Below are 13,003 nucleotides of genomic sequence, written 5' to 3' on the forward strand. Positions count from 1 at the left end.
ACGGTGTCGTCCCACACAGGAGCCACCTGGCCCGGACCGGGAGAATGATGAGCAGCGCCCAGGACCATCTCACCCACCTCGACCCGTCGGGCGCGGCCCGCATGGTCGACGTCTCGGCCAAGGACGTCACCGCGCGCACCGCCCGGGCGAGCGGCCGCGTACGCGTCGCGCCGCGCGTCGTGGAACTGCTGCGCGGCGAGGGCCTCCCCAAGGGCGACGCCCTCGCCACCGCCCGGATCGCGGGCATCATGGGCGCCAAGCGGACCCCGGACCTGATCCCGCTGTGTCATCCGCTCGCGGTGTCGGGCGTCACGGTGGACCTCACGGTCGCCGACGACGCCGTCGAGATCACCGCCACCGTGAAGACCACGGACCGCACGGGCGTGGAGATGGAGGCCCTGACGGCGGTCTCGGTCGCCGCCCTGACGGTGATCGACATGGTCAAGGCCGTCGACAAGGGCGCCGTCATCACCGACGTCCGGGTGGAGGAGAAGACGGGCGGCAAGTCCGGTGACTGGAGCCGCACATGAGCGGCTCAGCGGCGCCACACCGCCGCGCCCTGGTCGTCACCGCCTCCAACCGCGCCGCCGCCGGGGTCTACGCCGACACCGGGGGCCCGCTGATCGCCGAGGGGCTGACCGCCCTCGGCTTCGCCGTGGACGGCCCGCGCGTGGTGCCCGACGGCGATCCGGTGGAGGCCGCCCTGCGGGACGCCGTGGCCGCCTCGTACGACGTCGTGGTGACCACCGGCGGCACCGGCCTCACCCCCACCGACCGCACCCCCGAGGCCACCCGCGCCGTCCTGGACTACGAGATCCCCGGCATCGCGGAGGCCATCCGCGCGGAGGGGCTCGCCAAGGTGCCCACCGCCGCGCTCTCCCGGGGGCTCGCCGGGGTCGCCGGCACCACCCTGGTCGTCAATCTGCCCGGCTCCACCGGAGGGGTGCGTGACGGCCTCAAGGTGCTCGGCCGCCTCCTGGCCCACGCGGTGGACCAGATCCACGGCGGGGACCACCGCAGACCCGCCGACCCCGCTGCTCCCGCCGATTCCGCGGGGCCGGACGGGAGCGCGCGCTGAACGCCCCCTGGCCGGTCGCACTGGCGGACGGCGACACCGTCCTCCGCCCCATAAAGCTGCGCGACCAGCGCGCCTGGCGCGAGGTCAACCAGCGCAACCGGGAGTGGCTGCGGCGCTGGGAGGCGACCATCCCGCCGCCCCCGCCGGGCGGCCCCGTCACCCACCGGCCCACCTACCGGCAGATGGTCCGCCATCTGCGGGCGGAGGCGCACGCCGGGCGGATGCTGCCGTTCATCATCGAGTACCAGGGGCGGCTGGCCGGGCAGTTGACGGTCGCCGGGATCACCTGGGGGTCGATGTGCTCGGGCCATGTCGGCTATTGGATCGACCAGGCGGTGGCCGGGCGCGGAGTGATGCCGACCGCGGTCGCGCTCGCCGTCGACCATTGCTTCCGCGTCGTCGGACTGCACCGCGTCGAGGTGTGCATCCGGCCCGAGAACCTGCCCAGCCGCCGGGTGGTGGAGAAACTCGGATTCCGCCAGGAGGGACTGCGGCCGCGCTATCTCCACATCGACGGCGCATGGCGGGATCATCTGGTCTACGCCCTCACGGTGGAGGAACTGTCCGAGGGACTGCTGAGCCGGTGGCACCGGACCCGACCAGGCGCATCGCAGAAATGAAATACCTGTTCGAATAACGGGAGAACATTTCCAGCCTGGTCATCTCATCAATCACAAAAAACTTTCGAGATATCAGCCAGATCGTGCGACACACCGCGCCAATTGGCAGATGGCCTCATGCGGACCCCTCTACCGTGTGAGCGTGAGCAGCAGTGGCCTCATCTACGCAGTCATCGTCGGGGCCTGGGCCGCCTATTTGGTGCCGATGTGGCTTCGTAGGCAGGACGAGCTCAATGAGGCCCGTCCGACGGAACGCTTCAGCACCGCCATCCGGCTGCTGTCCGGACGGGCGGGCATGGAGCGCCGTTACGCCAAGAGCCGCGCGGACCTCGAGCGCCCCGGGGACCCGGCGGACGACCCCGCGGAGCGCACCGCCGAGGACGCGGACGCCCCCGCCGCGGGGGCGCCCCCGCGTCCGGGCCGGGGCGCTACGCGGCCGACCCGGACGCGGTGACCGACGCGGTCGACGTCCGGGCCTTCGCCGACCCCGTAACCCTGCGCGCCCCCGCTCCCGTGACCGCCGAAGCCCCCGCCGAGGCCGTGCCGGCACCGGCGGCCGGGGCGGCGAGCGGTGCGCGTGGCACGGGCGGCGCGGGAGGCGCGGGCGGCAGCGGAGGCTGGAGCGCGCTGGACCGTGGACGGCGCGCGCGAGTGCTCGCGCGCCGCCGCCGCACCACCGTGATGCTCTTCCTCGCCTTCACGCTCGGCGCGATCGTCGCCGCCGTCGGTGGCCTGGCCTTCCTGTGGGCCCCGGGCATTCCGGCCATACTGCTGAGCGCCTATATCGCCTACCTCCGCGCCCAGGAGCGCCGCCGCTTCGCGTTCACCATGGACCAGCGCCACGCCGAGCAGGCCGCGCAGCGGCTGCGGGAGCGCCGCCCCCGGGCCCATCCGCCCGCCGAGGGCCGGACCGCCGACGACGGCCCCGCGGGCCCTCCCGCCCCCGCCGAGGCCGAGCCCGCCCCCGCACCGGTGCCCTCCCGGCACGCGGCCGGGCGCCGCGCGCTGGTCGAGCAGACCGATCACGCCGAGTGGGTGGACCAGGAGCGCGAGCGCGAGCGGGGCCCGGCCGCCGGGGCGGGCTGGGAACCGGTGCCCGTCCCGCTGCCCACCTACGTCACCGCCCCCGTCGCCCCGCGCGCCACCGGCAGCGTCGACCTGGCCGCCCCCGACGCCTGGAGCTCCGCCCGCTCCAGCACCGTCGACCCCGCCGCCGCCCAGAGCCCCGCCCCGGCCCCGGACCCGGCCGCCACCCCGCCCCGCGGCGCCCGCGACCGCGGCCGCACTCCCCTCTTCGACCAGTACGCCGACGAGGACCGGCCGCGTGCTGCCAACGAGTGACGGGCCCTTCACTGACCAGCGACGAACGGATTACCAAGCACCCCGGAGGGGATGCTAGAGTTTCACTCGTTGCAAGGGCCTGTGGCGCAGACTGGTAGCGCACCTCGTTCGCATCGAGGGGGTCAGGGGTTCAAATCCCCTCAGGTCCACAGCAGCTCAAAGCCCCCGCCGGGGAAATTCGGCGGGGGCTTTTTGGTGCCGTACGGCAGCGAAGTACAGCGACTACTTCGGATCCCGCTTTCCATCGCCCTGCCCGGCACCTGTGCGTGACGCACGGCGTTCGTCATCAGCTCGGACAGCACCCACAGCGCGACCTCTTCGACCGCGATCAGCCCCCAACCGGCCAGAGCCGTATCCGACTTCGCGGCTTTCGTTGCGAGCCCGACCCCTCGGCTGCGCGCTGCCGGGTGAACGTAGACGGAGCGTTCGACGACACCGGCGTACGCGCAGCGGTTGTTCCGTTCGTCGATGCCGAGTTGGTAGATCGCCAGTGCCTCATCGGAGTGCTCGGCCGTCAGGCGGTGATGCGGATCGTCTCGGCGTTAGCCTGCTCGGCGGCCATCAGGCGTCGCGCGCCGTTCCGGCAGGCTCGGGCAGGGGCTGCCCGGCGGGGCGGGAGAGGATCCCGGCGAGCCGGTCGGTCATCTCCGGCAGCAGCCAGTAGTAGACCCAGGTGCCCCGGCGCTCGCAGTCGATCAGCCCGGCCTGCCGCAGCAGCTTCAGGTGATGGGAGATCGTCGGCTGCGACAGATCGAAGGCAGGGGTCAGGTCGCATACGCACACCTCGCCCCCGGCCCGGGAGGCGATCATCGACAGCAGCCGCAGCCGGATCGGATCGCCCAGCGCCTTGAACACCTTCGCCAGCTCGATGGACTGTGCCTCGTCCAGGGGAGCGGTCAGCAGTCCTGGGCAGCAGCCGTCGGCGCCATGCCGGCCGAGCACCGCAAGCTCTTGTTTCGACATGCTTCTATATTGACGTTCTTCGATCCAAGGTCGCAATCTTGTATCGAAGGATATCGATACAACCCGATGGGGACACTCGTCATGTCTCGTGTGCAGCTCGCCCCTGAACGTGCCCGACCTCGAAGCCTCGGTGGCGTTCTACTCCAAGCTCTTCGGCGTCGAGCCCGCCAAGCGCCGTCCCGGATACGCCAACTTCGCGATCAGCGAGCCGCCGCTGAAGCTCGTCCTGATCGAGGGCGAGGCGGAGCAGGAGACGCGACTGGATCACCTCGGCGTCGAGGTGGCGTCCACCGACCAGGTCACCGCCGCCACCGACCGCCTCAAGGCGCGGGGCTCGCCACCTTCGAGGAGAACGACACCTCCTGCTGCTACGCCCTCCAGGACAAGGTCTGGGTCCACGGTCCCGGCAAGGAGCCCTGGGAGGTCTACGTCGTCAAAGGTGACGCTGATCAGATGGGCAAGAGCGCGGCACTCGACACAGCCGACGCCTGCTGTGCAAGCGAGCCTGCCCCGACGGAGGCCGTCGCGAGCGGCGGACGCCGAGCCTGACGGCAAGCCGCGGAGGCGCCACCAGCATGGCCGCTGGTGCCGGTGATGCGCCGCTTCACTCCAGCGCCTGCCCGGCGATGACATCAAAGACCCGAGTGAGCCGGCAGAGCCTCAAAGAAGCAAGCCCCCGCCGGGGAAAGCCGGCAGGGGCTTGCGGGGAGTGGTGTCAGGCGGATCGGTTTTCCGCGCTGACCATCCAGGCGTGCTTCTCCAGGGAATCGATGATCGCGTGCAGCAGGTCGGCCGTGGAGGGGTCCTCGTTGTCGATCTGGTCGTGGTGGGTGCGCAGGGTGTCGACGGTGGTGCGCAGGCGCGTGGTGACGAGGTCGACAACGGCGCTCACGTTCACCTCTCCCGCCGGGAACGCGGGGAGTGTGGTGGTCGCCGCGACGGTGTCGGAGCGGCCGTCCGGCACGGTCGCGAGGGCGCGCATGCGCTCGGCGATGGCGTCGGCCGACTCCCGGGCGTCGTCCACGATCTGATCCAGCTGCAGATGCAGGTCCCGGAAGTTGTGGCCGACCAGGTTCCAGTGGGCCTGCTTCCCCTGGAGGTGCAGTTCGACGAGATCCACCACGATCTGCTGCAACGCCTGGGCGAACTGCGGCGAGGCCGTGAATCCGGCGGCATCGGTCTCCGAGCGTCGGGAACCGCCAGGAGAAGCGGGCATGGCGTGTCTCCTTCGAAGCGTCACGGCACGGCAGACCCCTGGGACAGAAGGCCCGACGTCCTATGCGATCAAGCCTATGGAGGTCTCTCTCCGCCGCCACTGCGCCTGATCCAGTCGGGTGGGCACCGGGGATCGCCGATGTCATGGAATCGTGCTGACCGCGTTCGTGTTTGGTGCGGGCCGGGGGACGGGTGATGGCGCAGGCCAGGGGCGCGGGCATAGTAGATGCCCTGTCCAGTGGCTTCGTGGCGTGAAAACGCCGTAGGGCAGACGCGACACAGCACAGCACAACAACTGCACCACAACAGGGGGATAAGGCTCCATGCCACTTATACGCCGTTCCACCGTGGCGGCCGCGGCCATGACCGCGCTGCTGGTGGTCTCCGCTTCCGCCTGCGGGCCCGGTGACGACGAGGCGGCTTCCACGTCGGACTCCTCGGCCGCGTCCGCCGGGCAGCAGGCCAAGGACGGGATCCAGCTGCCGGAAGGCGTCCCGACGAGTCTGGACGACCTGAAGAAGTGGAAGGAGGGCGGCTGGAAGGACTGGGACAAGTGGGCCCGCAAGGCGTCGGAATTCGCCAATCCGATGATCAAGGACTTCTGGCAGCCGTCCCGGATGGCCAAGGCGAAGGACTCGTCGACCACCGTCTCCACGCAGAGCGCCGGCCAGGACCAGGCGGCCACCGACCCCGAGCCGCCCGCCGTGCCGGCCAAGCAGGTCTCGCGGCCGTACCACCAGAACATGGCGCCGGTCGGGAAGGTGTTCTTCGACAGCCCCGAGGGGCCGATGGTGTGCTCCGGCACGGTCGTCGACGACCCGGCGCATCCGGGGAAGTCCAACCTGGTGTGGACCGCGGGCCACTGTGTGCACTCCGGTAAGCAGGGCGGCTGGATGCGCAACATCGTCTTCGTGCCCTCGTACAACGACAACGGGCTGGGGGCCGAGCAGACCCAGACCGCGGCCCAGAACGAGGTCAGCCCCTACGGCGTGTGGTGGGCGGACTGGTCGCAGACCTCGTCCGAGTGGATCGCGAACGGCGGTAAGACCGGCGGGGTGGGGTCGGCGTACGACTTCGCGGTGCTGCATGTGAAGCCCGAGGGCGGCGGTGGCAAGTCGCTGCAGGAGACGGTCGGGGCCTCGGTGCCGGTGTGGTTCGGGGCGCCGTCGGCGGACCGGGTGAGCTCGATCGGCGCGTACGGCTATCCGCAGGCACCGCCCTACGACGGGGCGAAGATGTTCAACTGCACCAGCAGGCCGGGCCGGCTGTCGTTCTCAGCCACCTCGCCGACCATGTACCGGATCGGCTGCTCGATGACCGGCGGCACCTCGGGCGGCGGCTGGTTCGTCAACAACGACGGCAAGACGGTGCTGGTGTCCAACAGTTCGATCGGCTCTTACGGACACACCTGGCTCGCCGGTCCGCATCTGGGGGCCGAGGCGAAGGGCGTGTTCGAGGCCATCAGCAAGAAGTACGCCGGTCAGGGCTGATCGGCCCGCAGGCGCACGGCAGACGTAAGGGGCCCGCTCCGGATCCGGAGCGGGCCCCTCGTCATGGCCTTGCGGATGGCTTCGCGGAGGGCTCTACGGACGGGCTCGCGGTCGGGCTCATGGATGGCTCCACGGGCGCGGCCGTAAGGAGCTTGGCGTAGCAGCGGCTGCTCTCCTCGAAGCGGTAGAGCCCGAACTTCGGCACCGGTGTGTAGCCGGAGGAGGTGTACAGCTCTATGGCCTCGGGCTGCTCGGTGCCGGTCTCCAGGACCATCCGCACCCGCCCCGCCTCCCGCGCGCTGTCCTCCAGCGCCGCGAGGATCCGCCGGGCCAGCCCGCGTCCGCGCGCCGCGCGGACCACGAACATCCGCTTGATTTCGGCGTCCCCGTCCTCGTAGCCCTCGTCGCTCCGCTCCTGGCTGCGCCAGCCGCCGGTCGCGACCGGGGTGCCGTCGGGGTCGTAGGCCATGAGGTAGAGGCCGTGCGGCGGGTCGAAATGGGCCGCGTCCATGGGCGTCAGATCGCCCTCGCCGTAGCGCACGGCGTACTCCGCCTGCACTTCCTCGTCGAGTTTGAGGGCGTCGGGGTGGTCGTAGCGGACTGGTTGAATATTCATGCGTCGAATCGTACTTCTATGCAGTGGATGGGCGCGTGGTTTTTGTCGCGTATCGTGCCGGAGGTGCTCACCGTGACGACCGTGAATGTAAACGGGCTGCGCGCCGCCGCCAAGAAGGGCTTCGGCCCTTGGCTGGACGCTACCGCGGCCGATGTGGTGTGCCTCCAGGAGGTACGCGCCGAACCCAAGGAGCTGCCGGAGGCGGTCCGCGAACCCGACGGCTGGCATGTGGTGCACGCCCCCGCGGCGGCCAAGGGCCGGGCCGGGGTGTCGGTGTACGCCCGGCGTGAGCTGGAGGGCGTCCGGGTCGGCTTCGGGTCGTCCGAGTTCGACGGCAGTGGCCGCTATGTGGAGGTCGATCTGCCCGGCGTGACCGTCGGCAGTCTGTATCTCCCCTCGGGCGAGGTCGGCACGGACCGCCAGGACGAGAAGGAGCGCTTCATGGCGGAGTTCCTCCCGTATCTGAAGGAGCTGCGCGAACGGGCGGCGGCCGGTGGGCGCGAGGCGCTGGTGGCCGGCGACTGGAACATCGCCCACCAAGAGGCCGACCTCAAGAACTGGAAGGCCAACCAGAAGAAGTCCGGGTTCCTTCCGGCGGAGCGCGCTTGGCTGACCAGCGTCTTCGAGGAGGCGGGGTACGTGGACGTGGTGCGCGCCCTGCATCCGGACATCGCCGGTCCGTACTCATGGTGGTCCTACCGCGGCCGGGCCTTCGACAACGACGCGGGCTGGCGCATCGACTACCAGATCGCGACCCCGGGGCTCGCCGGGCGCGCGGTCAAGGCGGTCGTGGAGCGGGCGGCCGCCTACGACCAGCGGTGGAGCGACCATGCCCCGGTGACGGTGGCCTACGGCTCGGCGCACTGACCTTCACGGGGCACTGGCCCCGTGGGCTTGCTGATGTCCGCCGGGGTCCTGGTCCGGCCGGCTCGTCGGCCTCCGTGGGCTCACTGATTCCCGGAGTGGCCGCCGGGGGGCGTCTCGTCCGTCTCCGCCCGCATGCGGCGGTTCATGGCCATCGTCAGCTCGGCGTCCACCACGCTCGTGGCCAGCGGCCGCAGCCGCTCCACGGTCTCGCCGACGTCCTCGCCGCGCTCCAGGGCGTCCGCCGCCACATGGGTGCGCAGCAGTGTGACGAAGGTCTCGGCGATCGCGTCCACATGCTCACGCACCTCGCGCGCCGCGGCGAGCACCGCGGCCAGCGGGACGCCCTGTTCGACCAGGGTGTGTGAGACGTCCAGCAGGCGGCGGCTGAGGTGGACGATCTCGTCGCCGTCCACGGCCAGATAGCCGAGGTCGAGCGAGGTGGTGAGGTTCTCCGCGGTGACCTCGCCGTGGAAGTAGTCCGCGAGCGCCTCGGGGGTGAGTCGGACGGGGGTCTCCGAGGGCCAGGAGGCGACCGCGCCGGGCAGCCCGAGCAGTTCGCCGACGTCCCGGCGGCCGCTTTCGAAGGCGGCGATCAACTCGGCGATGCCGCCGAGGGTGTGGCCGCGCTCCAGCAGCCCCGCGATCGTCCGCAGCCGGGCCAGATGGTGGTCGTTGTACCAGGCGATCCGGCCGTCGCGGCGCGGTGGCGGGATCAGCTTGCGCTCCCGGTAGAAGCGCAGGGTGCGCACGGTGATCCCGGCCTTCTCGGCCAGTTCCGGCATGCGGTACTCGCGTACCTCGTCCGCTTCGCTCGTCGCCACAAGTGCAGCCTATGCCGCGTCCGGTCGGGTGCGACCGCCGGTAACTTCGTTGTCCACAGCCCCTACCGCTCGGTAGATCCCTGTCCTACGCTCCCATCGTGCCAGTGATTGCTGGCGCGGTCGTATTCGCGTTCGTGGGAGGCGGCGGCATGGCTGGGCTGACGCATGAGCATGTGCGGGTGGCGGTGATCGGAGCCGGATTCGGCGGTCTGGGTGCGGCGGTGCGGCTGCGCCGCGCGGGCATCACGGACTTCGTGGTCCTGGAGCGGGCGGAGGCGGTCGGCGGGGCCTGGCGGGACAACACCTATCCGGGGTGTGCCTGCGATGTCCCCTCGCATCTGTATTCGTTCTCTTTCGCGCCCAACCCCGACTGGCCGCGGAACTTCTCCGGCCAGCCGCATATCCGCGCGTATCTGGAGCGGGTCGCCGACACCTTCGGGCTGCGGCCGCATCTGCGCTTCGGCGCCGAAGTGCGCTCCCTGCGCTGGGACTCCGCGGCGGTGCACTGGGAGGTGGAGACGGCGCGGGGCTCGCTGACCGCCGATGTCGTGGTCAGCGCCACCGGTCCGCTCGCCGACCCCCGGATCCCGGACATTCCCGGGCTCGACGGCTTCCCCGGCGCCGTCTTCCACTCCGCGCGCTGGGACCACACCGCCGATCTGCGCGGCAAGCGCGTGGCGATGATCGGCACCGGCGCCTCGGCCATACAGATCGTCCCCGCCATCCAGCGCGAGGTCGGCCGGCTCACCCTCTTCCAGCGCACCCCGCCCTGGGTGCTGCCGCGGATGGACCGCCGGATCAGCGGCCTGGAGCGATGGCTGCACACGAGGATCCCGGCCACCCGGGCGCTGCGCCGCGGGGTGCTGTGGGGCATCCGGGAGCTGCAGGTCGGGGCCTTCACCAAGCGGCCGGGCGAGATGCGGTTCGTCGAGCGGCTGGCCGGTGCCCATATGCGACGGGCCATCAAGGACCCGGCGCGGCGGGCGGCGCTGACCCCGGACTACCGCATCGGCTGCAAGCGCATCCTGCTCTCCAACGACTACTATCCGGCGCTCGCCCAGCCGCATGTGGACGTGGTCCCGGCCGGGCTGAAGGAGGTGCGCGGCTCCACCCTCGTCGGGGCCGACGGCACCGAGACCGAGGCCGACGCGATCGTCTTCGGCACCGGCTTCCATGTGACCGACGTCCCGATAGCCCATCGGGTGACCGGCGCGCGCGGGACGACGCTCGCGGAGGAGTGGAAGGGCGGGATGGAGGCGCTGCGCGGCACAAGCCCGGCGGGCTTCCCCAACTTCCTGACCATCATCGGGCCCAACACCGGCCTCGGGAACAGCTCGATGATCCTCGTCATAGAGGCGCAGCTCGCCTATATGGCCGACTATCTGCGCCAGTTGGACACCCTGGGCGGCAAGGTCGCGCTGGACGCCCGGCCGTCCGCGGTGCGCGCCTACACGGACATGATCCAGGAACGGATGCGGCGCACGGTGTGGAACACCGGCGGTTGCGACAGCTGGTACCTGGACAACGGCCGCAACACCACCCTGTGGCCCGGGACCACCAGCGAGCTGCGAAAGGTCACCCGGCGCGTGGACCTCAACGAGTACACGGTGCTGCGGCCGCACACCGGGCCCGCCAAGGCCACGGTGTCCACGGCCGGTGCGGGGAGGGGATCGCGGTGAGGCGGCTTCCTTCGCCACCCGTCGGGCCGTACGCCCCGCCCGCCCCGGAGCGCGAGCTGACGGTCGTCTCGGCCGACGGGAGCCGGCTCCACACGGAGCTGCACGGCCCCGAGGACGCCCCGGCGGTCCTGCTCGCGCACGGCTGGGTCTGCTCCACGGCCTTCTGGGCGCCGGTGGTGCGCGCCCTCGCGGCCGACCACCGGGTGATCGTCTACGACCAGCGCGGCCATGGCCGCAGCCCGGCCCCGGGGCCCGGCGGCTACAGCACCCACGCCTTGGCCGACGACCTGGTGGCGGTGCTGGAAGCGGCCCTTCCGTCCGGTCGACGGGCCGTGCTGGCGGGCCACTCCATGGGCGGGATGACGCTGATGGCCGCGGCCGACCGTCCCGCGCTGCGCGAGCGCGCGGCCGCCGTGGTGCTGTGCAGCACGGGCGCCTCACGGCTGGTGGACCGGTCGCTGGTGGTACCGCTGCGCTCCCCGCGGGCACGGGCGCGGGTGCACCGCGTGCTCCTGGGCTCACGCGCCCCGCTGGGCCCGGTCACCCCGCTCGCCAGGCGGCTGGTGCGCTACGCCACGATGGGCCCCGGTGCCGACCCGGCCGCGGTGGACATGTGCGCGCGGATCCTGCACGCCTGCCCCCGCGCCGTACGCGGCGGATGGGGCCGGGTTCTGCTCGACCTCGAACTGGACGCGCGCATCGGCGAACTGACCATGCCGACGGCCGTCATCGTCGGCACCGCCGACCGGCTCACCCCGCCCGAGCACGCCGACGCCCTGGCCGCCGCGCTGCCGCACTGCACCGGTCTCATCGAGCTCCCGGGGCTCGGCCATATGACCCCGGTGGAGGACCCCGAGGCGGTCACCGGCGTGATCCGCGGCCTGGTCGAGGAGTTCGGGACGTCCCACCCCACAACAGCAGTTGAAGCGAAGGAGCAGACGACATGAGTGCGCGCAGGAGCCTTGAGGGCCAGGTCGCGGTGGTGACGGGCGCGGCGCGGGGCGTCGGCGAGCTGCTCGCGCGCAAGCTCTCCGCCCGTGGTGCGAAGGTCGCGCTGGTGGGCCTGGAGCCCGAGGAGCTGAAGCGGGTCTCGAAGCGGCTGTCGACCGACTCCGCCCACTGGCACGCCGATGTCACCGACGCCGAGGCGATGGCGCGGGTGGCGGGGGAGGTCGTGGAGCGGTTCGGCGCGGTGGACATCGTCTGTGCCAATGCGGGTGTGGCCCAGGCCGGTCCGTTCCTCGACTCCGACGAGACGGCCTGGCGGCGGGTGATCGAGGTCAATCTGCTGGGCAGCGTCACCACGGCCCGCGCCTTCCTGCCCGCGTTGATCGCGAGCCGCGGCTATCTGCTGCAGATCGCCTCGCTCGCCGCGCTCGCGCCCGCGCCCATGATGACGGCGTACTGCGCGTCCAAGTCCGGGGTCGAGGCGTTCGCCCACAGTCTGCGGGCCGAGGTGGGCCACCGTGGGGTGCGGGTCGGCGTGGGCTATCTGAGCTGGACGGACACCGATATGGTGCGCGGCGCCGACCAGGACGAGGTGATGCGCGAGCTGCGGCAGCGGCTGCCCTGGCCCGCGGGCCGCACCTATCCGCTGGGCCCGGCGGTGGACCGGTTGGTGGCAGGCATCGAGCGCCGGTCGGCGCATGTGTACGCGCAGTGGTGGCTGCGCGGTATGCAGTCGGTGCGCGGCTATCTGCCCGCGTTCATCCACGCCGTGGGGCGGCGCGAGATGCGCCGCGCCGAACCGAGGCTGGCGGCGACCCGGGAGGAGCGGGGCGGTCGTCTGCTGGGCGAGGGCGGCGCGGCGGACGAGGAGGCGCGCACGGCGGACACGGAGCGTTACCAGTAACGCTCCGTCAACCTAGCTGACCTGCGCTTTCTTCGACTCCTCCGATCCGGAATGCGGAGAAAGTCGGCACATGTAACTCTTGTCGGGCCCGACGCCATTCACCCGATGAGGAGTGACACATGGGCCCCAAGGACCAGCCGAACGACAAGGGTCAGCAGGCCAAGCGGAAGCCGCAGGGCGGGCGGAGCCAGGAGCCGCGGCGCGGCCAGCAGCCTGGTGAGCGCATGCAGTCCGGCGAGCGCATGCAGTCCGGTGACCGGATGCAGTCCGGCGAGCGGATGCAGTCCGGTGAGCGTATGGAGGAGCGCTCCCGCCGGGAGCCGGGGCAGGAGCAGCGCCGTGGCCAGCAGGACCGGCCCGAGGCCCGCGGGCAGTCCCAGCGGATGAGCCGTGAGCGCCGTCAGCCGGGCATGGGCGACGAGACGATGGACCAGGAGCCCTTCGAAGAGATGTGACGCGCC

At 71.5% G+C, this 13,003-nt stretch carries 13 protein-coding genes, 1 tRNA gene and 2 pseudogenes; 12 read left to right on the top strand and 4 right to left on the bottom strand.

Annotated features, from left to right (window positions below; translation table 11 throughout):
* Positions 1 to 47: 47 nt before the first annotated feature.
* From moaC to BLV72_RS21080, 5 genes and pseudogenes are all read left to right on the top strand, one after another.
* A complete protein-coding gene (moaC, locus tag BLV72_RS21060; RefSeq protein WP_093470463.1) occupies positions 48 to 530 on the top strand; it encodes a cyclic pyranopterin monophosphate synthase MoaC in 483 nt (160 codons plus the stop codon).
* Entirely contained in the window at positions 527 to 1,078 is a 552-nt protein-coding gene (locus BLV72_RS21065) for a MogA/MoaB family molybdenum cofactor biosynthesis protein (RefSeq protein WP_093464091.1), read from the top strand. Before moaC ends, BLV72_RS21065 begins: the two co-directional genes overlap by 4 nt.
* Positions 1,075 to 1,698, top strand: coding sequence for a GNAT family N-acetyltransferase (locus tag BLV72_RS21070; RefSeq protein WP_059148783.1), 624 nt, complete (start codon positions 1,075 to 1,077; stop codon positions 1,696 to 1,698). The genes BLV72_RS21065 and BLV72_RS21070 overlap by 4 nt, the downstream gene beginning before the upstream one ends.
* A 142-nt stretch (positions 1,699 to 1,840) precedes the next feature.
* Positions 1,841 to 3,039, top strand: a pseudogene (gene sepX / locus BLV72_RS21075) (divisome protein SepX/GlpR).
* A gap of 75 nt (positions 3,040 to 3,114) precedes the next feature.
* Positions 3,115 to 3,188 (top strand) — tRNA-Ala (locus BLV72_RS21080).
* A 412-nt stretch (positions 3,189 to 3,600) separates the two neighbouring features.
* On the opposite strand, the gene BLV72_RS21095 is transcribed toward BLV72_RS21080, so the two are convergent.
* Entirely contained in the window at positions 3,601 to 4,002 is a 402-nt protein-coding gene (locus BLV72_RS21095) for an ArsR/SmtB family transcription factor (protein ID WP_093464093.1), read from the bottom strand.
* Positions 4,003 to 4,083: 81 nt separating this feature from the next.
* Here BLV72_RS21095 and BLV72_RS21100 point away from each other — a divergent pair.
* Positions 4,084 to 4,551: pseudogene (locus tag BLV72_RS21100) on the top strand (ArsI/CadI family heavy metal resistance metalloenzyme).
* 166 nt (positions 4,552 to 4,717) lie between these two features.
* Here the strand turns inward: BLV72_RS21100 and BLV72_RS21105 are convergent.
* Complete coding sequence (locus BLV72_RS21105; RefSeq protein WP_093464094.1) at positions 4,718 to 5,218, bottom strand: Dps family protein; 501 nt, start codon at positions 5,216 to 5,218, stop codon at positions 4,718 to 4,720.
* Between the two features lie 322 nt (positions 5,219 to 5,540).
* Between BLV72_RS21105 and BLV72_RS21110 the strand changes: the two genes are divergently transcribed.
* A complete protein-coding gene (locus BLV72_RS21110; protein ID WP_093464095.1) occupies positions 5,541 to 6,707 on the top strand; it encodes a trypsin-like serine peptidase in 1,167 nt (388 codons plus the stop codon).
* 61 nt (positions 6,708 to 6,768) lie between these two features.
* Here the strand turns inward: BLV72_RS21110 and BLV72_RS21115 are convergent, their stop codons facing one another.
* On the bottom strand, positions 6,769 to 7,323 hold the full coding sequence (locus BLV72_RS21115) for a GNAT family N-acetyltransferase (RefSeq protein WP_093464097.1): 555 nt from the start codon (positions 7,321 to 7,323) through the stop codon (positions 6,769 to 6,771).
* A gap of 63 nt (positions 7,324 to 7,386) precedes the next feature.
* Between BLV72_RS21115 and BLV72_RS21120 the strand changes: the two genes are divergently transcribed.
* Complete coding sequence (locus BLV72_RS21120) at positions 7,387 to 8,190, top strand: exodeoxyribonuclease III (RefSeq protein ID WP_093470464.1); 804 nt, start codon at positions 7,387 to 7,389, stop codon at positions 8,188 to 8,190.
* An 80-nt stretch (positions 8,191 to 8,270) separates the two neighbouring features.
* Here the strand turns inward: BLV72_RS21120 and BLV72_RS21125 are convergent, their stop codons facing one another.
* Positions 8,271 to 8,972, bottom strand: coding sequence for a MerR family transcriptional regulator (locus tag BLV72_RS21125; RefSeq protein ID WP_244321419.1), 702 nt, complete (start codon positions 8,970 to 8,972; stop codon positions 8,271 to 8,273).
* Between the two features lie 188 nt (positions 8,973 to 9,160).
* Between BLV72_RS21125 and BLV72_RS21130 the strand changes: the two genes are divergently transcribed.
* From BLV72_RS21130 to BLV72_RS21145, 4 genes are all read left to right on the top strand, one after another.
* Positions 9,161 to 10,690 (top strand): flavin-containing monooxygenase, encoded by a 1,530-nt coding sequence (locus BLV72_RS21130; RefSeq protein WP_093464100.1) that lies wholly within the window; start codon positions 9,161 to 9,163, stop codon positions 10,688 to 10,690.
* Positions 10,687 to 11,637: an alpha/beta fold hydrolase gene (locus BLV72_RS21135; protein ID WP_093464102.1), complete on the top strand. Its 951-nt coding sequence runs from the start codon at positions 10,687 to 10,689 to the stop codon at positions 11,635 to 11,637. The genes BLV72_RS21130 and BLV72_RS21135 overlap by 4 nt, the downstream gene beginning before the upstream one ends.
* Positions 11,634 to 12,542, top strand: coding sequence for an SDR family oxidoreductase (locus tag BLV72_RS21140; RefSeq protein ID WP_093464103.1), 909 nt, complete (start codon positions 11,634 to 11,636; stop codon positions 12,540 to 12,542). The genes BLV72_RS21135 and BLV72_RS21140 overlap by 4 nt, the downstream gene beginning before the upstream one ends.
* A 119-nt stretch (positions 12,543 to 12,661) precedes the next feature.
* On the top strand, positions 12,662 to 12,997 hold the full coding sequence (locus tag BLV72_RS21145) for a hypothetical protein (RefSeq protein ID WP_093464105.1): 336 nt from the start codon (positions 12,662 to 12,664) through the stop codon (positions 12,995 to 12,997).
* Positions 12,998 to 13,003 lie beyond the last annotated feature (6 nt).

This window comes from Streptomyces melanosporofaciens, from assembly GCF_900105695.1.
Lineage (GTDB): Bacteria > Actinomycetota > Actinomycetes > Streptomycetales > Streptomycetaceae > Streptomyces > Streptomyces antimycoticus.

What these genes read in the sequence shown, in the direction of transcription:
- moaC (WP_093470463.1), top strand. Translation starts at nt 48, where the DNA reads ATGAGCAGCGCCCAGGACCATCTCACCCACCTCGACCCGTCGGGCGCG.
- BLV72_RS21065 (WP_093464091.1), top strand. Translation starts at nt 527, where the DNA reads ATGAGCGGCTCAGCGGCGCCACACCGCCGCGCCCTGGTCGTCACCGCC.
- BLV72_RS21095 (WP_093464093.1), bottom strand. Translation starts at nt 4,002, where the DNA reads ATGTCGAAACAAGAGCTTGCGGTGCTCGGCCGGCATGGCGCCGACGGC.
- BLV72_RS21105 (WP_093464094.1), bottom strand. Translation starts at nt 5,218, where the DNA reads ATGCCCGCTTCTCCTGGCGGTTCCCGACGCTCGGAGACCGATGCCGCC.
- BLV72_RS21110 (WP_093464095.1), top strand. Translation starts at nt 5,541, where the DNA reads ATGCCACTTATACGCCGTTCCACCGTGGCGGCCGCGGCCATGACCGCG.
- BLV72_RS21115 (WP_093464097.1), bottom strand. Translation starts at nt 7,323, where the DNA reads ATGAATATTCAACCAGTCCGCTACGACCACCCCGACGCCCTCAAACTC.
- BLV72_RS21125 (WP_244321419.1), bottom strand. Translation starts at nt 8,972, where the DNA reads ATGCCGGAACTGGCCGAGAAGGCCGGGATCACCGTGCGCACCCTGCGC.
- BLV72_RS21130 (WP_093464100.1), top strand. Translation starts at nt 9,161, where the DNA reads ATGGCTGGGCTGACGCATGAGCATGTGCGGGTGGCGGTGATCGGAGCC.
- BLV72_RS21140 (WP_093464103.1), top strand. Translation starts at nt 11,634, where the DNA reads ATGAGTGCGCGCAGGAGCCTTGAGGGCCAGGTCGCGGTGGTGACGGGC.
- BLV72_RS21145 (WP_093464105.1), top strand. Translation starts at nt 12,662, where the DNA reads ATGGGCCCCAAGGACCAGCCGAACGACAAGGGTCAGCAGGCCAAGCGG.